At 73.1% G+C, this 23,555-nt stretch carries 16 protein-coding genes; 4 read left to right on the top strand and 12 right to left on the bottom strand.

Annotated features, from left to right (window positions below):
• Positions 1-32: 32 nt before the first annotated feature.
• A complete protein-coding gene (locus tag AMK25_RS10085; protein ID WP_073827907.1) occupies positions 33-851 on the bottom strand; it encodes a M23 family metallopeptidase in 819 nt (272 codons plus the stop codon).
• Between the two features lie 85 nt (positions 852-936).
• Positions 937-2,970 carry a hypothetical protein gene (locus tag AMK25_RS10080; protein ID WP_083664715.1) on the bottom strand — a complete coding sequence of 678 codons (2,034 nt, stop codon included), beginning with the start codon at positions 2,968-2,970 and terminating at the stop codon, positions 937-939.
• Positions 2,971-3,135: 165 nt separating this feature from the next.
• Between AMK25_RS10080 and AMK25_RS10075 the strand changes: the two genes are divergently transcribed.
• A complete protein-coding gene (locus AMK25_RS10075; RefSeq protein ID WP_073827905.1) occupies positions 3,136-5,895 on the top strand; it encodes a matrixin family metalloprotease in 2,760 nt (919 codons plus the stop codon).
• Between the two features lie 9 nt (positions 5,896-5,904).
• Here the strand turns inward: AMK25_RS10075 and mhpA are convergent, their stop codons facing one another.
• Positions 5,905-7,617: a bifunctional 3-(3-hydroxy-phenyl)propionate/3-hydroxycinnamic acid hydroxylase MhpA gene (gene mhpA / locus AMK25_RS10070; RefSeq protein ID WP_241826315.1), complete on the bottom strand. Its 1,713-nt coding sequence runs from the start codon at positions 7,615-7,617 to the stop codon at positions 5,905-5,907.
• 116 nt (positions 7,618-7,733) lie between these two features.
• The gene (locus tag AMK25_RS10065) at positions 7,734-10,874 is read right to left on the bottom strand and encodes a BTAD domain-containing putative transcriptional regulator (protein WP_073827903.1); all 3,141 of its coding nucleotides are present in this window, start codon (positions 10,872-10,874) and stop codon (positions 7,734-7,736) included.
• Between the two features lie 256 nt (positions 10,875-11,130).
• Between AMK25_RS10065 and AMK25_RS10060 the strand changes: the two genes are divergently transcribed.
• Positions 11,131-11,958, top strand: coding sequence for an SAM-dependent methyltransferase (locus AMK25_RS10060; RefSeq protein ID WP_073827902.1), 828 nt, complete (start codon positions 11,131-11,133; stop codon positions 11,956-11,958).
• On the opposite strand, the gene AMK25_RS10055 is transcribed toward AMK25_RS10060, so the two are convergent.
• The 5 genes from AMK25_RS10055 to AMK25_RS10035 form a co-directional block, all read right to left on the bottom strand.
• Positions 11,938-12,768: an endonuclease/exonuclease/phosphatase family protein gene (locus AMK25_RS10055; RefSeq protein WP_073827901.1), complete on the bottom strand. Its 831-nt coding sequence runs from the start codon at positions 12,766-12,768 to the stop codon at positions 11,938-11,940. The genes AMK25_RS10060 and AMK25_RS10055 overlap by 21 nt on opposite strands.
• 138 nt (positions 12,769-12,906) lie before the next feature.
• Positions 12,907-14,862, bottom strand: a complete 1,956-nt coding sequence (locus AMK25_RS10050; RefSeq protein ID WP_073827900.1) for an elongation factor G — start codon at positions 14,860-14,862, stop codon at positions 12,907-12,909.
• 163 nt (positions 14,863-15,025) lie between these two features.
• Positions 15,026-15,676 carry a M23 family metallopeptidase gene (locus tag AMK25_RS10045; protein WP_073828614.1) on the bottom strand — a complete coding sequence of 217 codons (651 nt, stop codon included), beginning with the start codon at positions 15,674-15,676 and terminating at the stop codon, positions 15,026-15,028.
• Between the two features lie 103 nt (positions 15,677-15,779).
• Entirely contained in the window at positions 15,780-16,802 is a 1,023-nt protein-coding gene (locus AMK25_RS10040) for a sporulation protein (RefSeq protein WP_073828613.1), read from the bottom strand.
• Positions 16,803-16,966: 164 nt separating this feature from the next.
• Positions 16,967-17,629 carry a winged helix-turn-helix transcriptional regulator gene (locus AMK25_RS10035; RefSeq protein ID WP_198937494.1) on the bottom strand — a complete coding sequence of 221 codons (663 nt, stop codon included), beginning with the start codon at positions 17,627-17,629 and terminating at the stop codon, positions 16,967-16,969.
• Between the two features lie 47 nt (positions 17,630-17,676).
• Here AMK25_RS10035 and AMK25_RS10030 point away from each other — a divergent pair, with 47 nt between their 5' ends.
• Entirely contained in the window at positions 17,677-18,348 is a 672-nt protein-coding gene (locus tag AMK25_RS10030; protein WP_073827899.1) for an alpha/beta fold hydrolase, read from the top strand.
• 51 nt (positions 18,349-18,399) lie between these two features.
• Here the strand turns inward: AMK25_RS10030 and AMK25_RS10025 are convergent, their stop codons facing one another.
• Positions 18,400-19,257: an SDR family NAD(P)-dependent oxidoreductase gene (locus tag AMK25_RS10025; protein ID WP_073827898.1), complete on the bottom strand. Its 858-nt coding sequence runs from the start codon at positions 19,255-19,257 to the stop codon at positions 18,400-18,402.
• Between the two features lie 164 nt (positions 19,258-19,421).
• On the opposite strand from AMK25_RS10025, the gene AMK25_RS10020 reads away from it, so the two are divergent.
• Positions 19,422-20,303 (top strand): helix-turn-helix transcriptional regulator, encoded by an 882-nt coding sequence (locus tag AMK25_RS10020; protein WP_073827897.1) that lies wholly within the window; start codon positions 19,422-19,424, stop codon positions 20,301-20,303.
• A 49-nt stretch (positions 20,304-20,352) separates the two neighbouring features.
• Here AMK25_RS10020 and AMK25_RS10015 read toward each other — a convergent pair whose 3' ends face one another.
• Together AMK25_RS10015 and AMK25_RS10010 are read right to left on the bottom strand one after the other, a co-directional pair.
• Positions 20,353-21,795, bottom strand: a complete 1,443-nt coding sequence (locus tag AMK25_RS10015; RefSeq protein ID WP_083664696.1) for a pectate lyase family protein — start codon at positions 21,793-21,795, stop codon at positions 20,353-20,355.
• 60 nt (positions 21,796-21,855) lie between these two features.
• Positions 21,856-23,511, bottom strand: coding sequence for an RICIN domain-containing protein (locus AMK25_RS10010; RefSeq protein ID WP_073827896.1), 1,656 nt, complete (start codon positions 23,509-23,511; stop codon positions 21,856-21,858).
• Between the last annotated feature and the right edge of the window lie 44 nt (positions 23,512-23,555).

Below are 23,555 nucleotides of genomic sequence, written 5' to 3'. Positions count from 1 at the left end.
TCCGCGCCCACGCGAACGGGTCCGCGGTCGGATCAGCCGATGCCGTCGACCGCGGCCCGGAGCGCGCTGATCGACGGGTCCCAGGTGAAGTTCAGGACGGGGATGCCGGAGGCGGCGGCGTTGCTGTCACCGCCGAGGACCACCGCCCGCGGCTTGCCGGTGCCCTGGGGGACCACGAGATACCAGTTGCCCTTCACGTTCGCGATGAACACGTCGTCTGCCTCCTGGTCGGGCGGGTTCGGGTTGGCGACGTCTCCGGCCCAGCTCTCGAAATCGACTGTCGCGCGGAAATCCGTCGGGCTGGCGGTGTTCAGCCAGAGGCTGGTGTGCACGTGCGGTCCGACGCCGTACTCGCTGCCGTTGGCCGAGGAGCCGGAGTACGCGATCGTCTGGCCGCGCGACACACGCTGACCGGGTGAGACGGCGATCGCGGACAGGTGCAGGTGCCGGGTGTAGTTGCCGTCGTCGTGCGCCATCCCCACGACGCGCCCGGTCGCCGTGGAGGTGTCGGCCTTCACGAACCGGATCGTGCCGTTCGCCGCCGCCATGACGGGGGTGCCGGTGCCGACCGCGTAGTCGGTGCCCGGCTCGCCCGAGGGCGGCGTCCGGTTCCGGTGGTCCTGCCAGGAGCTGGAGATGCGGACACGTCCGCACGGCCTCTGGTAGCCGCCGGCGGCGCTGGCGGAGCCGGGCAGCAGGGCGAAGGCGGACGACACCCCGGAAGCGGCCAGCGCGGCGCCGGTGAGGAGCCCGCGTCTGGACAGTCCACGCAGATAGGCGATGCCACCGAGGTCCTCGGGCGGCGGAGCGCCGTGGCCGACGTCCCGGGACGACCCGTCACTGAGGATCATCGATGTAAGGTAAGACCACTTCCGGTCGGGGGCAAGGGTTCACCGGCGATCGTCGGGATCACCGGGTTCGCGTCGTGCGCAGGCGTCACGGGCAGGGCCGGCCCGGGCAGACGTCGATCACCTTGCCGGTGAGCAGGAACACCGCCTTCTGCCGCTGCGCGCCGGGCTGCGCGCGCGGGAACTCGTGCGAGTCCTCGCCGTACTCCGGTCCGGCCGGGGCGAGGTTCGTCGGCGGTGGCGCGTACGCCGCGCCGCTGTTCCAGACCACCATGGCCGAGCCGGCGTACGGGTACCTGCGGATCGGCGCGATGCCCCAGAACGGCCGCACGTCCGGCGACCAGCCGTCGGCGAGCGCCGGGGTGTGCAGGCGGGCGCCGATGGTGCGGGCCTGCACCTCCGCCGCCGCCGTCGAGACCTGCTGGTCGGCGAAGGCCACGTGCATCAGCACCCGGTGCGCCGGGGTACGCGGCAGCGGCCGGTCGGTCATGTGCTGGGCGTACCCGTTGGCCTCGGACCGGTCCCACAGCATCTGCAGCAGCGCGAAGATGAGCTGCTGATCGATCTTGTCCGGGTAGTAGCCGTCCATGACCGTCTGGAACGGGGCGAAGTCGACGCTGCGCTGCAGCAGCGTGGAGTAGTTCATCGCGGGCACGCCGAGCACCGAGCGGGTCCAGTCCTGGGCGATGGCGGTCAGCGCGCCGCCGTTGATGCCGCCCTGGCTGTTGCCGTCGTAGTGCAGCCCGCCGGCCACGTCGATCAACGACCGCCCGGCGGCGTCGCGGAACGCCGGGTGGGCGGCGAACCCGTTGCGGTGGATCATCGTCCGGCCGAGGAAGAGGAAGCTCAGGAAACTCTGCTGCAACCGGTCGGCCACCGCGGGGAAGGCGCTGAGGTCGGTGAAGGCGCCCGCCACGTACGGGACGTCGGCTGCCGCCATGCCGATCCAACTCGTCGCGCAGAAGGTGAAGTCGTACGTCTGCGACATGGTCTTGACGTTGCCGGCGTTGATCTCGGTCGGCCGGCCGAGCAGCCCGTGGCCGTAGAGCGACAGGTGCGCGGGTCTCGTGGCGGACGCGCTGCGCGGGATGTTGCAGACGAAGTCGGCGGACACCGTCGTGCCGGACGGCGTGGGCAGCGCGTTCGGCGTCGGCGGCGTGCCGTCGCCGCCGGGCGGCCCGTAGTGCAGCCGGGAACCCGGTCCCCCGTCGCCGGTCAGATAGGACGGTACGGCGACGGTGCCGGTCACCTGCCGGGCGATCAGCGGGTCCTGCTCGGGCGTGTAGTCGGTGACCTGGGTGACTGTGAACGAGGGGGCGCGGCGGCCGAGCGCGGCGAACGCGCTGTCCCGGACCGCGAGCATCCGCCCGGTCAGGCCGTGCCGGCTCGCCACTGTGAAGTCCCAGGCCAGGTAGAGGCTGTGCCGTTTGACGCCGGCCCGGCCCAGGTCGGCGAGGATCCGCTTCATCTGCGGCGCGCGGGGGTCCCGCCGGTCCAGGCCGGCGCCGGTCACGTACGCGCGGAACGCCTTCGGGGCCGGGATCAGCGCGCCGTCGCCGTCGCGCATGTCGCGCAGGCCGACGACGTACCGGGCGCCCTCGGTCAGCGCCACCGCCGGCCGGATGATCAGCACCTGCCGGTCCGGGCTGCCGGCGGCGTGCGCGTCCAGCTCGGCCCAGTACGGCGTACGCCGCCCGGTGCGGGCGTCGAGCAGCACGATCGGCGCGTCCGGCGCCAGCGAGCGGCCCACGTCGGTGACGGGCGCGATCCGGGTCCTCGTAGCGTCGAGACCGGGTACGCGCGCCAGGATCGGCGAGCCGGGGCTGAATCCGTCCTGCCGGTTCCACTCCGCCGGGTCGATCGGGACGCCGAGCACGTTCGCCGGCATCGCGGAGGCCGCGAACCGCACCCGCTTGCCGGTCGGCGTGCTGCGGTCCAGCACTGTGAAGTAGTCGTTGGGGAACGGCAGCAGGCAGGCCGCCGGGGCGATCGGGTCGCAGGATCGGTTCCCGGCCGGGGCGGGAGGCGCGGGCGGCGCCGCGGCGGCACCGGAGCCGAGCAGCACTGCTGCTGCGGTCACCAGCGCGGACACGGCGAGACGGAGCCGTCTGGGGGTGGGCACGCGCGTCTCCTTCGACATGGGACGGTGGTGTTCTTCCTACGCTCGTGAAGGAATCTCGGCAAGGGCCCGCGGGCCGGCAATGCCGGATCAACGACGAAGAATCAGCAGGTCAGAGGCATAGCTCTACGGTGGGTCACGAAGTACTCACGTCCATTGGAGGACGTCATGACCACACCCGCCCCCACACCCCCACCTCAGCTCCAGGTCGCCCTCGGCACCGCCGGGGACCCCGGCTCGGTGCACGCCATCACGGACACCGGCACAGCGCTGCTCGTCACCCACTACCCCGCATCCGGCGCCGGCCGGCTGCACGTGCTCGACCCGCGTACCCTCGCGCCGGTCCGCCCGTCCCTGCCGGTCGGCCACGAGCCGCGCGCGGTGGCCTGGCACCCCGGACGCGGGCAGGCGTACGTGATGAACCGGGGGGTGCAGAGCTACAGCGTCTCCCGGTGCGACCTGGCCACCGGGACGGTCACCGACATCCCGATCGGCTTCGGGCTGATCGCGATCGCCGTGGACCCGGCGGCCGACCTGCTGTACACCGCCGACTGGGCGCACAAGCGGCTGCACGTCATCGAACTGGCCGACACCACGCAGCGGCACACGGTGCCGCTGCCGTCGGCGCCGATCCGGCTCGCGGTGGGCCCGGACGGCACCGTCTACGCCTCGCTGTACGTCAAGGGCCTCGTCCCGGCCGACGACGCGCTCGCCGTGCTGCGCCCGGACGGGACGCTCACCGTGGCGCCGATCGAGCCCGCGCATCTTCAGCCGGGCGGCGTGGCGATCGCGCACGACGGGATGATCTACGTCGGCTCGCTCGGCGGCGGCACTGTGCACCCGCTGTTCGGCGTGCACGACCCGGACACCGGCCAGCGGCTCGGCGCGGTAAGGAGCGCCGCAGGCGTCCGCGATCTCGCGGCCGTGCCGGGACTGTCCCGGGCCTGGCTGGCCACCGACAAGGGTGTCCAGCTCGTCGACACCGCCAACCCGTACGCGCCGCGCACGCTCGATCCGATCACCACCGGCCACGCCCCGTACGCGGTGGCGGTCACCGCGAACGGCACCGCGTACATCGGCGACGTCGTGGACGGCACCGTGTCGCTGATCCGCCCGGACGTCGCGGACCTGCCCCTGGACGCGGTCGCCACGCTGCTCACCGAGGCGGGCTTCGCCCCGGCCGCCGGGCTCGGCGCGGCGATCCGGGCGTACCAGACGTTCCACGAGCTGCCGGTGACCGGACGGCCGGACGCCGTCACCGCCGCCCACCTGACCGCGCCCGGCTGCGGCAACCCGGACCGGACGACATCGGCGAGTTTCGTCCTGGAGGGACACCACTTCCGGCACACGAACCTGACCTACCACCTCGGCGACATGACGATGCCGCACGCCCGGGACGACTTCACCGAGGAGCTGAAGCACGAGCTGATCACGGTGTCGTTCGACGTGTGGCGCGAGGTGCTGGGCGAGAACTGGAACGGGCCGTTCGAGTTCACCCGGGTCTTCGACCCGGCCGAGGCGGACATCGTCTTCTCCGTCGGCGACGACCCGGTCTTCCACGACACCGGCTGGTTCCGGACCGTCTACGCGGTGACCAAGTGGGGGGCGGCTCCCGGCTGGCCGGACGCGGGCGGCCAGCTGCCGGTCATCTTCAACCGCAAGATCGGCTGGGACGCGCACGGGTACTTCGACGTCGACCTCTACGGACCGGACTTCCGGCACGTCGCCACGCACGAGATCGGCCACGCGTTCGGGCTCAACCACGGCAAGAGCAGCAACGTGATGCACCGCAACGCGAGCTGGTACCGGGTGCCCAAGTCCGACGACCGCAACGGCCTGTTCGCCATGTACGGGCGGCTGCCGTTCACCGACGGCGTCGGCCTGCGGGTGCTGCCGGACGTGGACCACGTCGCCTACTCCGACTGCGAGCGGCATCTGGTGGTGCACTATCCGACCAGCGACGGGTGGACGTGGACCCGGCTCACGGACGAGGTGGGGGCGCCCCGGATGGCAAGGGGCAGCGCGCCGTCGCCGTTCTTCGCCCACGACGGCGTACCGTCGTACGTCTATGCCGGCGACGGCGGCCACGTCTACCAGATCTGGTACGACCAGGGCCAGTGGTGGTGGGGTGACCTGACGCAGGACAGCGGCGGCCCGCCCGCCGTGCGGTACGGCCCGCACGCCTACCGCAACGACGACACCCAGCGGGTCGTCTACAGCGCCACGGACGGCCGGACGATCCGGCTGTCCCAGGCGCCCGGGCAGGGCTGGGTCTGGCAGGACGTGTCGGTGGAGGGCGCGGTCGCGGCCGACGGCACCCCCTACGGGTACGTCGACGGCGTCACCGGCCTCGACGTGATCGTCTACCGGGACGCCGAGGAGCACCTGCGGATGCTGTGGGAGGGTCCGACCGGCTGGGGGCAGATGTCGCTGACCTGGGCCACCCAGGCGGAGAACCCGCTACCGCTGACCATGATGCCGGTGTGGGGCGAACACCGCGCCGGCGAGCGGCACCGGGTGTTTGGCCTCGACCACCGGCAGGACATCCGGATGTACGCCGTGGGCGACGACGGCGCCTGGCACACGCGGTCGCTGACCGCCGAACTGGGCCTGCCGGAGTGCCGCGCGTCGGCGGTGCAGCGGCTGCCCGGCGTGGACGGCGCGCCCGACGGCTGGCTGCTGGTCTTCGCCGACTTCGACGGCGGGCTGTGGGAGCTGACCGGCGACGGCGACACGTGGCAGGCCGAGCGCGTGCAGATCGACGGCATGCCGCCGGTCGGCTCGACCCTGCTGTCGGTGTGGCTGGGCGGCGGCCGCCTCCAGATCACCTACACGGCGGCCAACGGCAACATCCAGTTGCTGTCCCGCTCGCTCGGCGCCCACGACTGGCAGCGCACCAACCTGACGCGGGTGTCCGACGTGGTGTGAGCGGGACGGTCACGAACCCGGTGCCGCCGCGAGTCCCGCCGTGTCCGCCGGGGTCCGGCCTCCGCGCGGCGGCGCGCCGAGGGCGGCCGACAGGTCCCGCCCGGCCCGCTCGATCCCATCGGCAGTGACCAGGGCGAACACGAACCGGTCCGGCCGCAGCACCACCAGGTCGGCGCCGTGCCGTCGCAGCCACCCGCTGAGCGCCCCGTCGGCGTCCACCACGTCGACCCGGTCCGGCCCGCCGTCGCCGGGCTCGTCCGGCAGGTCACCGGATGAGCCCGGCAGGTCGGCGAGCGGCGTGCCGGACGGATGGACCGCGACGAACCGCACCGGCAGCCCCGGCCGCCACGCTCCGAGCGGGTTGTCCACGCCGGCGCGACCGAGCACGGCGAAACCGTCGCCGAGCGTCTCGTCGAGCAGGCGCTCCCCGGGCGCGCCCGGGACGAGCACCCGCGGCTGGGGGAACATGGTCCCGACCGCGCCGTCGCGCCGCCCGCCGGCCATCAGGCCCCGCCGGTACGCGGGCACCGGCTTGAACTCGAAGCGCTCCACGAACCGCCGTACCCGGGGGATCGTCTGGACGGCCCGCAGGGCCGCGTCGCGCATGGCGGCGGCGACCCGGTTGCGGGCCAGGAAGACGTGCCCCAGCCGGACGCTCGTCCGCGCCATCTCCACCGTGTGCGGGCGCCGCTCGGTCTCGTACGTGTCGAGCACGACGGGATCGGCCGCGCCGGACAGCACCAGCGACAGCTTCCACGACAGGTTGGCCGCGTCGCGCAGTCCGCTGCACAGGCCCTGACCCATGAACGGCGGCATCTGGTGGGCGGCGTCGCCCAGCAGGAACACCCGTCCCTCCCGCCACCGTTGCGCGATGAGGTGGTGGAAGGTGTAGACCACCGCGCGGGTGACGGTGAACCGGGCCGGATCGACGTACGGCGAGACGAGCGCGGCGACGGTCTCGGGCCTCCGCATCTCCTCCTCGGTCTCCCCCGGCCGCAGCATGAACTCCATCCGGTAGCTGCCCCCCGCGCCCGGGGACACGAACGCCGGACGCCGCCAGTCGCAGACGAACCGCGTGTCCCCGACCCGTACCGCGTCGGGCGGCACGTCGCCGGAGACCGCCAGCCACGGCTCGGCGTAGCTCGCCCCGGACAACGGGATCCGGACGGCGGCGCGGGTGGCGCTGCGCGCGCCGTCGCAACCGAGCACGTACCGGGCGCGGACGGCCCGCCGCTGGCCGGTGGCCACGTCGGACAGCAGCACGGTGACCCCGTCCTCGTCCTGGGTGAGGCCGACCAGCTCGGTGCCGAGTGAGAGCTGAACGTGCGGGAAACGGTCCAGCCCGGCGCGCAGCGTGTGTTCCAGGCGCGGCTGGTCGAAGAAGCGCAGCGGCGCGTGCCCGTACCCGAAGTCCGTCTCGGACAGCGCCATCCGGGCGAAGACCCGGCCGGCGCCGTTGACGTACTCGACGAGCGGCGGCGCGATCGTGGCGTCGCGTATCTCGTCCAGCAGGCCGGACTGCTGGTAGATACGCATCGCCTCGTCGTCGCAGGAGAAGGCCCGTGGCTGGCCGTGCGGGGCCGCGCCGCGCTCCACGACGAGCGTGGTGACGCCGCGGGCGCCGAGCAGGTTGGCGGTGAGCGCGCCCACCGGCCCGCAGCCGATGACGGCGACGTCGACCTCCTGGACCGCCTGACGATCCGGCGACTGAACTGATCCCATTGTGGTGCCCCTTCGGAACATGGTCCCGGACGGCTCCGGCCGTCCGACGCCGACCAGGGCACCAGCCCGGTGTGGAAAGGGTGTGGAGAAGGCGTGGAGGTGGGCCTCCACACCGCTCAGAAGGCCGCGAACCGGTGCAGCAGCAACGCGGCGCCCTGGTCGGCGGCGATCCGGGCGCCGAGGTCCCACTCCACGCGGTCGCGGCGCGCGGCCCCGCGGATCCGGTGCAGCTCGGCGACGACGACGCGCTCGCCGAACCGGTCCGCCACTGCCAGTCCTTCCGCGGCCAGCGTCGCCGCGGTCTCCGGACGGCCGGCGGCCAGGTACGCATCGGCCATCGCGGCGCACGTGATGGTCCGGGTGGACCGCAGCCCGGGACGGTAGAACTCGTCGGCGGCGGCGCGCATCGCGTCGAGCCGGCCGTGGTCGCCGCCGCGCGCGGCGGCCCACTCCAGGAAGTACGCGCCGGTCGCCGTCATGTGCGGCAGGCCGGTGGCCCGGCCGATGTCCCGGCACCGGCGTCCCGCGCCGTCGGCCGCGTCGACGTCGTGTTCCTGCATCGCCAGCCAGGCCGCGTAGAGCGCCGCGTTCGCCCGGCCGTACGGGTCGTCCAGTTCCTCGGCGAGGGCCTCGGCGTCGGCGATGTCCGCCCGGGCGCCGGCCGGGTCGCCGCGCATCGACCGCACGAGCGCCCGGAAGTTGTGGCAGGCCAGCACCGGGCGGCGGCCCACCTCCCGGCGCAGCAGCGCCCGGTCGACGGTACGCAGCCGTTCGATCCCGGCGCTGAGCCGCCGCTCGGCCTCGGCCTGGTGGCCGGTGAAGTAGCCGACCGCGCCGAGCAGGTACTCACCGGCCACGGCGATCAGGCCGCTGCCGTCGTCCGGGGATCGCACCAGGCGCCCGGCGAGGTCGGCGCAGATCGCGAACTCGGCCCGGTTGGCGGCCAGCTCACCCAGCGCCCAGAGCGCGTGCCGCAGGTCGGTGTCCGGCCCGACTAGCGTCAGCAGCTCACGGGCACGGGCGCAGACCTGGTCGACGGCGTCGCTGCCGACGCCGACAGTCATCTGCAACAGCGACGCGCGGTGCAACTGGACGGTCAGTTCGGTGGACGCCGCGTCGGGCGAGACCTGGGCGGCCGGGGCCAGCCGGCGCGCGGCGCGTTCGAGGTGGCCGAGCGCGTCCTCGTAGGCGACCCGCCGCGTCGCGTCGTCGGCGGCGCGCAGCGACCACCGCAGGTGGTCCTCGCCGTGGCCGAGGCCGACCGCCTGACCGTAGTGGCGGGCCAGTTCGGCCGGCGCGACGCCGGCGGTCCGCTCGTACGCGCCCGCCAGCCGGGCGTGCAGCGCGGCGCGACGCGGCGGGACCAGCTCGGCGTAGGTGACCTCGGCGATGAGCGGGTGGCGGAAGGTGACGGCGCCCGGGCCCGCCTCGGTGACCAGGGCGGCCGTGTACGCCGGGGCGAGCGCTTCGGCGAGCGCCGGGGCGGTGGTGTGCAGCGCCGCCGCCATCACCTGCAGATCCAGGTCGTGTCCGGCCACGCTGAGCAGGTCGAGGCAGCGGCGGGCGGGCTCGGGCAGCCCGCCGAGCCGCAGCCGTACCGTGTCGCGGATGCTCGGCGGCAGCTCCGCGTCGGCCGCCGCGCCGGTGCGGGAGCGCAGCAGCTCGGTGAGGAAGAACGGGTTCCCGCCGGTGCGGGTGACGAGCCGGGCCAGCACCGGCTCCGGCGGCGCCGTCCCGGTCCGGTGCCGGACGAGGTCGGCGACCGATGAGGCGTCCAGCCCGGCGAGCCGGAGCTGACCGAAATCCCGCCCGCGGGCCAGCTCGGCGACTGTGGCCACCAGGGCCGGGTCGTGGTCGTACGGCCGGAGGGTGGCGACCACGAGCGCCCGGGACGTGGACAGGCCGGCGGAGAGGAACCGCAGCAACAGCAGCGAGTCCGGGTCGGCGGCGTGCAGGTCGTCCAGCACGACCAGCAGACCGCGCCGCAGGGCCGCCGCGTGCACCAGGTCGGACGCCGCCTCGTACACCTGGAACCGCGCCGTGGGGTCGAGGCCGCCCTCGTCCGCCGGGCCGGGCAGCGACCCGGCGGCGAACCCGCCCAGGCGGCTCGCCGAACCGGTGGCGCCGACGTCCGGCATGGCCGCGAGCGCGCGTACCACCTGGTTCCACAGCCAGAACGGCGGCGCCTGCCCGACGTCCGGACAGCGACCCCAGACGACCGGCACGCCGTCCGTCGTGGCCTGGGCGCCGAGCGCGGCGGCGAGGCTGGTCTTGCCGATGCCCGCCTCCCCCACCAGGGCCACGACCCGCCCGCCGCGCCGGGTGGCCGCGTCGAGCGTCTCCCGCAGCCGCGCCAGCTCGGCGCCACGCCCCACGAGCGGGTCCGCGCGCCGGTCCGGCGACCCGCCGCCCGCGGCCGGGCCCGGTTCGGCACGGGCCGGCCGGGCCCCGGCCGTCCGCACGACCTGCCGGTCGGCCGCCGCCGGCGCTCCGGGCTGCGCCGGTACGGCCCGTTCCAGGATCAGCCGGTGCGCCGCCCGCATCTGTTCACCGGGGTCGAGCCCGTACTCGGCGGCGAGGACCCGGCGTCCCTCGTCGAAGGCCGCGAGCGCCTCGGTCTGCCGGCCGGACCGGTACAGCGCCAGCATCAACTGCGCGCGGGCCCCCTCGCGCAGCGGATTCGCCGACACGAAGCGGCGCAGTTCCGCCAGCAGCGGCGCGTGCCGGCCCGCCGCGACGGCAGCTGTGAACCGGCCCTCCTCGGCGGTGAGCCGCAGCTCGGCCAGCCGCGCCACCTCCGGACGCACCGCGTTCAGCTCGCCGACGCCGGCGAGCGGCTCGCCACGCCACAGCGCCAGCGCCTCGGCGTACGTCCGCTCGGCGGCCGCCGGATTCCCGGCCGCGAGCGTGTCCGCAGCCCGGTCCACCAGGTGTCCGAATCGGATCGCGTCGACTGCCTCGGCCTCCACCCGCAGCTCGTACCCTCGGGGGCGGCTGCGCAGGACGCGTGCCGGCTCGCGGTGGGACCGCTCGGGCTCCACGGCCCGGCGCAGTCCGGCGACGTAGGTGCGCAGCGTCGTGTGGGCGCTGGCCGGCGGCCGCCCGTCCCAGAGCGCCTCGACCAGCCAGTCGGCGGCGACGAAGCGGTTCGGCCGCAGCAGGAACAGGGCCAGCAGGGCCCGCTGCTTCGGCCCGCCGAGCGGCACGCCTCGCCCGTCCCGGTCGATGCCGGGCGGACCTAGCACCCGGAACCGCACGCCTTCACCCTTACGACGACCCCCACCTGTCCGATGCCGAGTATGGCAGCGGGGACGCCACATCGGACATCGGCGAACCGGCTCCGGTCCGGCGCGTTCCGCGTGTCGCGCGGCGAACGTGCTGGTGACGGCCCGACGGCGTGGGAGCGGTACCAGCCGGGGCCACAATTCGGGCCGCCCGGTCGCTACACTCCCCGAAAACGCCCGTAACCCCCCACGGACGGGCGGCGCTGATCCGAATCGAATGGAGACGCCTGTGACCCGCGACAAGGCGGCACCCCCCGGCATCGACCTCAACGTTCCCAGCGTCGCCCGGGTCTACGACTACTTCCTGGGCGGCAAGGACAACTTCGAGGTCGACCGGAAGGTCGCCGAGCACGCGCTGCGGATCACGCCGGACGGGCCGGCCGCCGGCCAGGCGAACCGGGCGTTCCTGCGCCGGGTGATCCGGTTCCTGGTCACCGAGGCGGGCATCGACCAGTTCCTCGACCTCGGCTCAGGGCTGCCCACGCAGGGCAACGTGCACGAGGTCGCCACCGAGCACAACCCGGCGGCCCGGGTGGTCTACGTGGACAACGACCCGATCGTGCTGACCCACGGGCGGGCGCTGCTCGCCGCGGAGGGCACCGCGACGGTGATCCAGGCCGACGTCCGGGCACCGCAGGAGATCCTCAACGACCCGGACGTCCGCCGGTTCCTCGACTTCGACCGGCCGATCGGGTTGCTGCTCTTCGCGATCCTGCACCACCTCGGCGACGACGAGGATCCGCGCGCGGTGGCGGCGGAACTGATCGACGCGATGCCGTCCGGCAGCTACGTGGCGATCTCGCACTTCCGCGATCCCGGCGAGCGCGACCCGGAGGGCTCCCGCAAGGCGCGCGAGGTCGAGCGGGTCTTCAACGAGTCCCTGGGCACCGGCCGCTGGCGTACCGACGAGGAGATCCTCGCCTTCGCCGACGGGCTGACGGTGCTGGAGCCGGGGCTGGTGCCGCTGGCCGAGTGGCGTCCGGATCCGGACGCGCCCGCGCCCCAGCAGACCGACACCTACCACACGTTCGTCGGGCTACTCGCCCGCAAACCGTAGGTCCGTCCCGGTCGCGCTGTCGATCGACACCGTGGCCAGCAGCGCCGGATGGTCGGTCGTCCCGCGCATGTCCACCGGCCGGTGGCAGCAGATGGTGACGTCGCCTGTCGTCACCATCTGCTGCCGGGCGCCGTCGTCGATCCGCCGGTAGCCCGCCGGCACGCACGAGCGCACGTCCGGTGTGCCGCCGACGCGGAGGTTGAGGTCACCGGCGAGCACTGTCGGCGCGTACCCGCCGTCGCGGCGGATCGCCGGCACCACCGCGCCGACCAGTTGCGCGCACTGGGCCAGCGCGACGTCGCCACTGGTGTTCGCCAGATGCGTGGTGCACGCGTGCAGCAGCCCGGCGGCCCGCAGGCAGAGCCAGACCCGCTCCTCGGGGTCGGCGAAATCCTGCGCCGGGTAGGTGCCGCGGTGCACGGAGGGCCGCGCGCCGCGCGCGTCGAGGCGGGTCACCAACCCGATCCCGTACGGCTGGCCGTTGTTGCAGTAGGTGGGGGCGGCGTTGGGGCGGTCACCGGCGGCCTGGAACGCGGACACCACGGTGCCGCCGGGACGGGCGCCCCGCAGCGCGCGCTCCAGCGTGTCCACGTCGTCGCGGCAGACCTCGTTGAGCGTGACCAGGTCGGGCCGCTCGGCGGCGATCACGTCGGCGGCCCGGCGGACGGCCCGGCCGGTGTAGCAGCCGGCCCGGCCGCTGTTGCACAGGTTCATCTGGAGCACCCGCAGCGTCCCCGACCCGGGCTCGCCGAGCGGCGCCGAGCCGGCCGGCAGCCCGGCCACCACGAGCAGGCACACCAGGGCCAGCACCCGGCGGGCACGCCGGGCGGGACGGGTGGCGGGCTGCTGGGACAGCGGGGCTCCGGCGGGTACGGGCGGCGGCGGGGTGCCGGTGATCCTATCCCCGGAACCGCTCCGGCCGCCGCCCGGTCAGGCGCCCAGGCGGGCCTACCTCGGCACGGCCCTGAACCATGCCTCGCGGTCGGCCGGGTCGGGTCCGCGCCGGCGCAACGTCGGAGACTCCTCACCGGTGACCGGCGCGTAGTGATCGAAGGTGGTGGTCAGGACCGCCTCGCCGCCGGTGAGGTCAGGAAGGGCGGCGACGACCTGCGGGACCCGCGCGGACGGCAGGGTGCCGCTCACCTCCAGGTATCCGCCGGCGACGCCGGTGTCGTGGACGACCGCTCCGAGCCGGGCGAGCAGCGCCAGCACCGTCTCCACCGCCTGCTGGGGAAGGTTGACGTCGAACCGCTCGACCGGGTGGCACACCCGGGTGCCGGCCCGGCGCAGCGCCGCGGCGACCACGACCGGGGCGAGGTGGCGGAAGTCCGCCGCCACTGTCGAGATCGACTTGTCGAACTTCTGGTGCGGCCTGCTCTGCCGGGGGAGGTACTGCGAGGCCGTCATGGTGACCACGCAGTCGGTGACCGGCCAGCCGTGCCGGCCCTGCCGCAGCGCGGCCCGCACGCCTTCCTCCGTGGCGGCGACGAACGCCGGCGGCAGCCGACCCCGCTCGACACCGGAGCGGAACTCGATGCCGTGCCCGACCGGGGCGGCCTCGATGCGCAACCCCAGCCCGGCCAGGTACGGGTTGCCGCGCTCCCGCACCCGCTCCTCGGCGGCGCCGGTGCTGGCGACCCGTTCGATGCAGGCGGTCAGCGTGCCGGAGAACCGCACCCGGACGCCGTACCGGTCCTCCATGAGGGCGGCCAGCACCTCCTTCTGGACCTCGCCGTGCAGGCGGATCACCGCCTCCGCCTGCTGCTCGTCGAGGCGCAGGTCCACCAGCGGGTCCTCGTCGGCCAGCTCGGCCAGGCCGGCGAACATCGCCAGGCGCTGCTCCGGTTCGACCGGCTCGACCACCGCCTGCCGGGTGGGCGGCGGGAACCGGTAGCCGTGTCGCCGCGGCGGCTGCCCGATGTGCTGCCCGATCCGCGCCGACACCCCCCGCACCGCGGCGATCTGACCGGCGGACACCGCCGTTCGCACCAGCACACCCTCGGGCTCGATGACGGCGATCTGGGTCACCGTCTGAGGTCGGGCTCCGGCGAGCAGCACCCGGTCCCGTACGCGCAGCCGCCCGGACCACAACCGCAACCAGACCCGCCGGCCGTGGCCGTCCCGGTCGACGGCGAAGACCGTGCCCGCCAGCGGACCGTCCCGCGTGTCGCCGTACGGCAGCAGATCGGCCAGGACGTCGCACAACTGGCGCACCCCGGCTCCGGTGATCGCCGAGCCGCACGCGACCGGGATCAGGTCGCCACGGCGTACCGCGCCGCGGATCGCTCGCCGGACGTCGCGGGCGCGTACCGGCTGATCGGTCAGCCACCGCGCCGCCACCGCGTCGTCGACCTCCGCCACCTCCGCCACCACCGGTTCGGCGTCGAGGCGCACGGCTCGCACCCGGGCCTCGCGTCCGCCCTGGCCGGCGACAGTGGTGAGCAGGACCGGACGCGCCCCGAGCCGCCGGCGTAGCTCGGCCGTCGCCCGACCGACGTCGGCACCGCGGCGGTCGACCTTGTTGAGGAAGAACACCGTCGGTACGCCGATCCGGCGCAGCGCCCGCCAGATGGCGACGGTCTGCGGCTGGACCCCCTCCACGCTCGACACCACGAGTACGGCGGCATCCAGCACGGCCAGCGAACGCTCGACCTCCGCGATGAAGTCGGGGTGGCCGGGGGTGTCCAGCAGGTTGATGCTCAGATCACCGATGGTGATCGACGTGACGGCCGCCCGGATGGTGATGCCACGCCGGCGCTCCAACTCCATCGAGTCGGTCCGTGTCGTGCCGGCGTCGACGCTGCCCGGCTCGGACACGGCGCCCGCCTCGTACAGCAGCCGCTCGGTCAGACTGGTCTTTCCGGCATCAACATGGGCGACGATTCCGAGGTTCAACAACGCCAAGGCAGGACTCCACGGTAGGACGGTCAAGGGTCCGGAGCGTGGAAGCTGCTCGCATTGTCACTCCTCGTCGTGGTCCTGGTGGCGGGGGTTCGCCGCCGGATGCAGTCCCACCTTGCCCGACCGTCGCGACCGCCGCGACCGAATTAGGTTTCGGTGGCGCCGGCTACGGGCGTCTCTGGTCGCAGTTGGCGCTGGTCAGGCGCACCGTGTACGCACGGTCGTCGGACGTGATGCCGGACGGCAGGCCGTCGAAGTGGGTCTCCACCTTCTCCCATCCCCGGCGCTGCTCGTAGTGCAGGTGCGGGGCGCCGGAGTTCCCGGTGCTGCCGACCCGCCCGAGCTGATCGCCGCGGGCCACCCGCTGACCGGACTCGACCAGCGGCGGTTCGAGCAGGTGCAGGTACTGCGTCTCCCACTTCCCGCCATGGTCGATCTTCACCCAGTAGCCGCCGCCCCGCCCCTTCGGCCCGTTCGGGTCCTGCGGGGTACGGCCACCCAGAGAACCGTTGATCCCCGCCACGGTGACGGTCCCGGCGGCGGAGGCCAGCACCGGCCGTCCCCACGCCTCACCTCTGGTCGGGAACAGGTCGATGTCGTAGTCGTCGTGCCCGGGATAGGTCGAGAGACGCCACGTCTCACCGCAGGCCACCGGGAGCTGGAAGGCCGGTCGCGGGCCCGGCGGCCGCAGCAGTGGCACCAATACCACAGCGGCGGCGACCAACGCGGCGAGGACGCCGGCGACCAACGCGACGCGGGCCGGACGGCGGCGCGGCCGACGAAGGGGACGCGTGTCGCGCGGACGCTGGGTGCTCATCGTTTCGAGCATGACACGAGCGCCCGCTGGCCCGGACAGCTTCCCGGGCCAGCGGGCATCCGCGCTGGCGACGTCGAAGATCCACCGGGGATCCCCCGATGGCTCACTCCTCGTCGCCGCCCTCGTCGTCGCCGAAGGAGTCGAACACCTCGTCGGCGACCATCCCGCCGGCGAAGCCGAGCGCGGCGCCGCCGACCACGCCCGCGGCGACGGTCCCCATCCCCGGGCCGCCGTGCCGATCGTGGTGCTCGTCCTTGTGGTGGCCGTACGCGGCGTGCCCGTAGCCCGGCGCGCCGTAGCCGGGCGCGCCGTAGGCGGGCTGCCCGTAGGCGTGGCCGGCGTGCATGCTCTGGTAGCCGTCGAGGGACTGGCGGACCCACGCGTCGACCTGAGCGGCCCAGTCGACCTGGTCGGCGTCGGTGTGCGCGACGTGGTAGCGGCCGAAGGAGTCATGGCCGCCGGAGAACAGGCCGCCGCGCTTGTCGAACTCCAGCACGACGTCGACGCCGTACTCGTTCGCGACGAAGGTCAGCTCGACCTCGTTGACGGCGTGGGCGTACTGCGGGGCGGCGTAGTACTCGACCTCCTGGTAGAACGGCAGGCTCTGGCGCAGGCCCGAGATGTGCCCGCGTTCCAGGTCGGCGCCCTTGAATCCGAATCCGAGCCGGCCGAGGCCCTCCAGGATGCGTTCCTGTACGGGCAGCGGGTGCACGTACACCGGGTCGAGGTCGCCCTTGTCCACGGCGCCGCGGATCGCCACCTCGGTACGCAGGCCCATCGTCATGCCGTGCAGGCGCTGCCCGTACAGGTCGGTCACCGGCGTCTCCCACGGCATCGCCACCTGGAACGGCAGCGACATCTGCTGCCCCTCGGACAGGCGCAGACCACCGGCGACCTGGACCCGGTGGAACTCCACGAGGGCGTCGTACTCCTCCTCGGCGCCCTCCATCTCCACCCGGGTGACCAGCCCGACGGTGATGTGGTCGATCTCCACGTCGTGGCTGCCACCGGTCAGGTTCACCTGCCCGGCCAGCATCAGGCCGGGGCGCGTACTCGGATTGGCCAGGACCGTGTCGACACTCGGGCCGCCCACCCCGAACGCGCCCAGCATCCTCTTGAACACCACGAACATCTCCCTCGACGACCACCGGACGCGCGGCACCCCGAATCCGGTGGGAAGTTCATCTGGATCCCTTGTGCCACAACGAGATCAACGGCGTCCATAATGGATCAAGCCGTGCCGGGAGACTACCAACGCCACCTGAGAAATAGCTGAGCGCGTTCGCGCCGTCACTCTAGGGCATCGCCAGCCCGGCCGTCGACCGGCGTGGGGCGGCGGAACAGCCGCAGCAGGCGGGCCGCAACCTCGCCGTCGCCCCGGACGATGACGTCGGCAGCATGCAATGGCACGCCGCCGAAGATGAGCGAGCGGAAGACCCCGGCACCGGTCTGGATCACCAGCTCGGGGGCGGCGGCGTCGGCGCGCACCACGTCGAACCGTCCGTCCTCGACGGTGACGAGCAGGCTGTCGCCGTCGAGAAGAAGCTGACACCGTACGGCGAAGTCGCCCGCCGCGGCCGGGTCGAAGGTGGTCCTCATGGCGAGGGCCAGCGCGTCCACGCTCAGCTGCGCCGACGAGGTCAGCGGGCTCCGGCTCCCCCACCTGGCCAAGCCCAGCAGGGCGGGTTCGAGGTCCCGCCCCCATTCGGTCAGCTCGTACGCCCGGACGCCCGCCGGCGGGCCGAGACGCCGGCGGCGTACCACTCCCGCCTCCTCCAGCTCGGCGAGCCGGGCGGTGAGCATGCTCTGACTGGCGCCGGGCAGGCCGCGCCGCAGGTCGGTGAAGCGCTTCGGCCCGAGCAGCAACTCGCGGACGATCAGCAACGCCCACCTGTCGCCGACCAGGTTGAGCGCCCGGGCCAGGCCGCAGGGGTCGTCGTATGCGCGCGCCATGCCGATGATGGTATCGCTGCCGCACTTCCTGGTGCTAAATTCGCACCATGACGACGTACACCCTGGTGCCCGGGGCCGGCGGCGACGCCTGGTACTGGCACCGCCTGGTCCCCCTGCTGAAGCAGCGCGGCCACGAGGCGATCGCCGTCGACCTGCCGGCCGCGGACGACAGCGCGGGACTGCCGGAGTACGCGGACACCGTGGTCGACGCCGCCGGTGACCGCGGGGACCTGGTGGTGGTGGCCCAGTCGATGGGCGGCCTGACCGCGCCACTGCTCCGCGGCCGGCTGCCTGTCGCACGGCTGGTCCTGGTCAACGCGATGATCCCGGCGCCCGGTGAGACCGGCGGCGACTGGTGGACCAACACCGGCCAGGACCAGGCCCGCCGTGAGTGTGACCGGCGCGAGGGCCGCTCCCCAGACGGGCCGTTCGACCCGCTCGTGTACTTCTTCCACGACGTGCCGGAGGACATCACCGAGCAGGCCATGGCGGGTGGGTCACCGCAGTCGGGCACGCCGTTCGCGCAGCCATGGCCGCTGGACGCGTGGCCCGACGTGCCGACCGAGGTCCTGTGCGGCAGCGCGGACCGGTTCTTCCCGGCCGAGTTCCAGACCCGGGTGGCCCAGCAGCGGCTCGGCGTCACGCCCGGGCGCCTGCCCGGTGGTCATCTGCTGGCCCTCAGCCGGCCCGAGGCGCTGGCCGCCGCGTTGGACCGCTGAGGCCACCGGTCCCCGCCGTGGCGGGGACCGGCAGACGCCGCACCGGGCATGTCAGGAGCCGGCGACGTCCGTGGTGAACGCGAGCGCGCGGCCGGCCTCGATGTCACCGGCGAGCGCCTCCACACGGGCCTTGGCCAGCGCGTAGGAGTCGGAGCCGAGGACCTGGTGCAGCGGCGCCGCGCCGCCGACGGCGACCTCGATGATGGCGGCGGCGGCCTTCACCGGGTCACCGAGCTGGCTCCCGGGCATCGCCAGGTGCGCCTCGGTCATCTCGCGGATCGCCCCGTAGCCGTCGGCGGTGCTCGCCGGCAGGCCGAGCGAGGACGTGCGCAGGAAATCGGTACGCGTGTAGCCCGGCTCCACGACGTTGACCTTGATACCGAACTCGGCGACCTCGGCCGCGAGAGCGTCCGACAGGCCCTCCAGCGCGTACTTCGCCGAGCAGTACAGGCCCCAGCCCGGGAAAGCGGTGAGGCCCAGGATCGAGGAGACGTTGACGATGTGGCCGCTACGCGCGGCGCGCATAGCGGGAATGGCCGCGCGGAGCACGTTCCAGACGCCGAAGACCTGCACCTCGAACATCTTCCGCACCTCGGCGTCGCCGGCTTCCTCGACCGCGCCGAGGAAGCCGTAGCCGGCGTTGTTCACCACGACGTCGACGGCGCCGAAACGGTCGGTGGTGGCGCGGACCGCCGACGCCACCGCCGCCTCGTCGGTCAGGTCGAGTTCGAGGGGAAGCAGCCGCTCCCGGTCGACCGGACCGAGGGCCGCGCCGAGCCGCTCGGCCGAGCGGGTCGTCGCCGCGACGTTGTCGCCCCGGTCCAGCAGCTGCCGGACCAGTTCGAGGCCGATGCCGCGGGACGTGCCGGTGACGAACCAGGTGGCCGGACGGGTGGTCGGGAAGGACATGAGAGCTCCTGAGTCTCGGTGCCGTGGCGTCCCGGCTGGGACACATCCCATGCTGCGGACGAGAAAGGGCCGAGAACACGGCGAGGCAGGCCCAGCGCTGCCTGGGAACGACACACCCACCCGGACGGTGTCGCCGGACGCCACTCGCGGCCGATCATTGGGTCATGGCGGGACACTCAGACCTCGGCCGGTTCCTTCGCCGGTGCCGGGCCGCCCTGGCGCCGGAGGACGTGGGCATCGCCCCCGCGACGCACGGGCGCCGGGTCCGCGGGCTGCGCCGGGAAGAGGTGGCGTTGCTCGCCGGGGTGAGCGTCGACTACTACACCCGGCTCGAACAGGGCCGGCACACCAGCCCGTCCGCAGCGGTCGTCGAGGCCCTCGCGCGGGTCTTCCAGCTCGACGCCGCCGCCAGAGCCCACCTCGCCGACCTGGCGCGGCCCGTCCGGCGCGGCAACCAGGAGACGCCCGCCCAACGGGTACGTCCGGCGATGCACCAGCTGATCGCCTCCATGACCGAGCACCCGGCGCTCGTCCTCGGACGCCGCACCGACGTGCTCGCGTCGAACGCCCTCGCCCGTGCGCTGCTCACCGACTGGACACTGCTGCCGCCACGGCAGCGCAACTACATCCGGTGGATCTTCCTGGACCCGGGCGCCCGCGACGCCTTCCTGGACTGGCCCACTGTGGCCGCCGAGGTGGTCGGCACCCTGCGTCTGTACGCCGGCCGCAATCCCGACGATCCACAGCTCAGCCGGCTCGTCGGCGAACTGACCATCAGGAGCCCGGAGTTCCGTACCTGGTGGAACGGGCACTACGTGCACGAGCGCACGTACGGCACCAAGCGGATGCGCCACCCGGAGGTCGGGCCGATCACCCTTCGCTACGAGGCCCTCGCGATGCCCGGCGACCCGGACCAGACGCTGTTCATCTACACCACCGATCCCGGCAGCCCGTCGCACGACAACCTGCGCCTGCTGGGGTCGCTGGTGGCCCGGTCCGGGTCGACGCCGGGCACCACCTCGTCCACCCGGACGCCGCGCGGCTGAGCCGGCCCGAGAGCGAACCCGGGCCGGCCCACCTTCCAGCAGCGCGCGGTCAGACGCTGATCCGTCCGGCCCCGGCGCCCGCCGTCACGACGGCCTTCACGTCGCAGGCGGCGTCCTGCGTGTACGGGTACGGGATGCCGGCGACGCTGCCACCGGCCTGCCCGGCCCCCGAGTTGACGAAGCAGTTGTTGCGGGCGACCAGGGAACCGGGACCGGACGAGCCCTCGCCCCGGTGGTAGGGGTCGGCCGTGTTCTCGAAGTAGTTGCCCTCCACGAGCACCCCGGCGTTCATCGTCGACGCCACGCCGTAGCCGCCGACGTTGCTGTAGAGGTTGTTGTAGACGTGGACCGGGTTGCCGAAGCGCACCCGCGGGTGGCGCTGGTTGGAGCCGTCGAACCAGTTGTGGTGGTAGGTGACCCGCAGGTGGCCGACGTCCTGGCTGCCGTTGTCGTCGCTGTGGCCCAGCAGCATCGACTTGTCGTGACCGTAGACGCGGTTCCAGGACACGGTGACGAAGTCGGAGCCGCGCTTGATGTCGACAGCGCCGTCGTACCCGTTGGTGAAGCTGTTGTGGTCGATCCAGATGTTGGTGGCCGACTGCTCGACGTTTATGGCGTCATCGCTCCAGTTGCGGAAGTTCAGGTTGCGGACGATGACGTTGCGGTCGCCGCTGACTGTGAATCCGCAGCCGGAGATCGTCGCGCCGGCGTTGCCGAGGATCGTCTTGTTGGAGCGGACCCGCAGCATGCCGGAGCAGGAGATCGTGCCGGACACCCGGATCACCGCGGCGCTGGACGACCCGAGCGCACTGGACAGGGCGGACGCGCTGGTCACCGTGGTGACGGCGGCGTTGCCGCCGCCGGTGGTGCCACCGTTCTGGGTGGCCCAGCCGACCAGCCCGGTCTGGGGCGTCCCAGGGCTGCCGCCCCCGATCGGCACGAGTTGCCACTGCTGGTTGGCGCCGTTGAGGTCGGCGTACTGGGAGATCCGGCCGCCGTCGGCGGTGGACCACTCCCAGACCTCGAGCGCCTTGTTGGAGTGCCTGTTGATCAGGCGGACGTAGCCGCTGTCCGAGTCGAGGACCCGGAACTGCTGGTTGGTCGCGTTGAGGTCGGGCCACTGCCGGTACTCCGCGCCGTCGGCGGTGTTCCATTCCCACAGGTCGACGACCTTGCCGCTGTTGCGGTTCTGCAGGCGGTAGTAGCCGCTGCCGGAACTGACGAAGCGGAACTGCTGCCACGCGCCGTCGTTGCGGGACCACTGCTGGATCACCGCGCCGTCGGCCGTCGAGGTGTCCCGGACGTCGAGGACCTTGCCGCTGTTGCGGTTGACCAGCACGTAGTACGCGCCTGTGTCGATGGTGGCCGCCTCGGCCGAGGGCGACGCGACGACCGCGCCGACGGTGCCGACGACGAGGGCGCCGGCGGCGGCGACCAGGGACCGCCAGCGGTGCCGCCGGCGCCTTTCGGTGGTGGTGAGAGCCGTTGTCACGGGAACTCCTCCGGTGGACGGTGGTGGTGGGTGGGTGGTGCGGGGGTACGCCTGCGGCGCTCAACACCAGGTCAGCGTCGAGTTGACCCGCGTGACGTTGCTGATCGTGTTGTTCGCTCCGCCGCAGGGACTCTGGGTGATGTTCGTGTTGGTGACAGTGAGGTTCTGGAAGCGGATGCCGGAGGAGATCGGGAACTCGGTCCGGGACGCGATGCGGACCTCGCCGCCGCCGGTCACCGTGCCGGACACCCCGGCGATCGTGACGTTGTAGCAGTTCTCCACGAGGATCGAGTTGTTGCCGGTGTTGGAGATCGTCACGCGGTCGATGACCGCGCCGCCGGACTCCGACACGCAGAAGATCCCCCGGCCGCCACCGGACGCGATGACGGTGCCGACCCGGATGTTCGTCGGGTACGAGTTGCCCACCCGGCCGTTGCGGTTGGCCATCCGGAACGCCGCGTAGCCGGTTCCGGTGCCGGCGCCCTGCGCGTCGACGGTGCCGACGGTGGCGTTGATCGTGTCGTTGAGCAGCAGACCGGAGTATCCGGTGTTGCGCGCGGTGACGGTGCCGATCGTCAGGCCGTCGACGCCGTACGTCTCGACGCCGTGCGCGCCGGTCCCTGACACGTACACGGTGTCGATGCGCACGTTGCGCACCTTGACCGCCCGGTCGCCGCCGTGGTTGTCGATCCGCACCCCCAAGCCGCCGGACAGCCGCATGTCGATCTGGCCGAGCGTCAGGTTGTTCACGTTGCGCATGAAGATCCCGTACAGCGGAGCACCGGTGAGCGTCAGGTTCTGCACCTCGACGTCGGTGGTGCCGCGGGAGTAGACGGGCGCGTAGTCGCCCGATCCCGAGCCGGTCACGTTGATCGTGCCGCAGACCGCCAGCGTCGTGTACGACGGCAGCGACAACCGCGAGCCCGCGCTCATCGAGCCGGAGCCGCGCACCACCACCCGCTGCTTCGCGGTCCGTCCCGCCGACAGCGAGTTCACCGCTGCCTGCATAGCGGCGAGCATGTCCGAGCCGGTGTACACGGTCGACGATCCGTTGCGGGCCGTCCAGGTGCCGCCGTTCAGCACCGCCTCGGCCTGGTACGAGCCGCTGCCGCACCCGGTGCTCGGCGGCGGCGTGGTGGGTGTGCCGGTACCCATCGGGACCAGCTGCCACTGCTGGTTGGCGCCGTTGAGATCGGTGTACTGGCTGATCCGGGCGCCGTCGGCGGTCGACCGCTCCCAGACCTCCAGGGCCTTGCTGGAGTGCCTGTTGATCAGGCGGATGTAGCCGTTGTCCGAGTCGAGGACCTGGAACTGCTGGTTGGTGCCGTTGAGGTCGGGCCACTGCCGGTACTCCGCGCCGTCGGCGACGTTCCACTCCCACAGGTCGATCACCTTGCCGCTGTGGCGGGCCCGCAGGCGGTAGTAGCCGCTGCCGGAGGAGACGAACTGGAACTGCTGCCACGCGCCGTCGTTGCGGGACCACTGCTGGATCACCGCGCCGTCGGCGGTCGAGGTGTCCCGGACGTCGAGGACCTTGCCGCTGTTGCGGTTGACCAGCACGTACCAGGCGCTGGTGTCGATGGTGGCGGCCTGCGCCGGCGGCGCGGCCACCACGGCGACGCCGACCGCGCCGGCCAGCGCCGCCACCAGGGCCAGCACCAGGCCGGCACGGCGGCGTGGGGCGCCGGGCGGCGACGTCACTGCGGGGTTGAGCATCGTGGACCTCCAAAAGGGGTACGCCGAATGCGGCGTGACGGTTT

Origin of the sequence: Micromonospora sp. TSRI0369 (genome assembly GCF_001905625.1) — a bacterium.
Lineage (GTDB): Bacteria > Actinomycetota > Actinomycetes > Mycobacteriales > Micromonosporaceae > Micromonospora > Micromonospora echinospora_A.
Note: the sequence above shows the minus strand (reverse complement) of the source record. Positions and strands in the feature narration are given on the sequence as shown.

Excerpts from the sequence above, each read along its gene's own strand:
- AMK25_RS10085 (WP_073827907.1), bottom strand. The coding sequence starts at position 851 with ATGATCCTCAGTGACGGGTCGTCCCGGGACGTCGGCCACGGCGCTCCG.
- AMK25_RS10075 (WP_073827905.1), top strand. The coding sequence starts at position 3,136 with ATGACCACACCCGCCCCCACACCCCCACCTCAGCTCCAGGTCGCCCTC.
- mhpA (WP_241826315.1), bottom strand. The coding sequence starts at position 7,617 with ATGGGATCAGTTCAGTCGCCGGATCGTCAGGCGGTCCAGGAGGTCGAC.
- AMK25_RS10045 (WP_073828614.1), bottom strand. The coding sequence starts at position 15,676 with ATGAGCACCCAGCGTCCGCGCGACACGCGTCCCCTTCGTCGGCCGCGC.
- AMK25_RS10035 (WP_198937494.1), bottom strand. The coding sequence starts at position 17,629 with ATGGCGCGCGCATACGACGACCCCTGCGGCCTGGCCCGGGCGCTCAAC.
- AMK25_RS10030 (WP_073827899.1), top strand. The coding sequence starts at position 17,677 with ATGACGACGTACACCCTGGTGCCCGGGGCCGGCGGCGACGCCTGGTAC.
- AMK25_RS10025 (WP_073827898.1), bottom strand. The coding sequence starts at position 19,257 with ATGTCCTTCCCGACCACCCGTCCGGCCACCTGGTTCGTCACCGGCACG.
- AMK25_RS10020 (WP_073827897.1), top strand. The coding sequence starts at position 19,422 with ATGGCGGGACACTCAGACCTCGGCCGGTTCCTTCGCCGGTGCCGGGCC.
- AMK25_RS10010 (WP_073827896.1), bottom strand. The coding sequence starts at position 23,511 with ATGCTCAACCCCGCAGTGACGTCGCCGCCCGGCGCCCCACGCCGCCGT.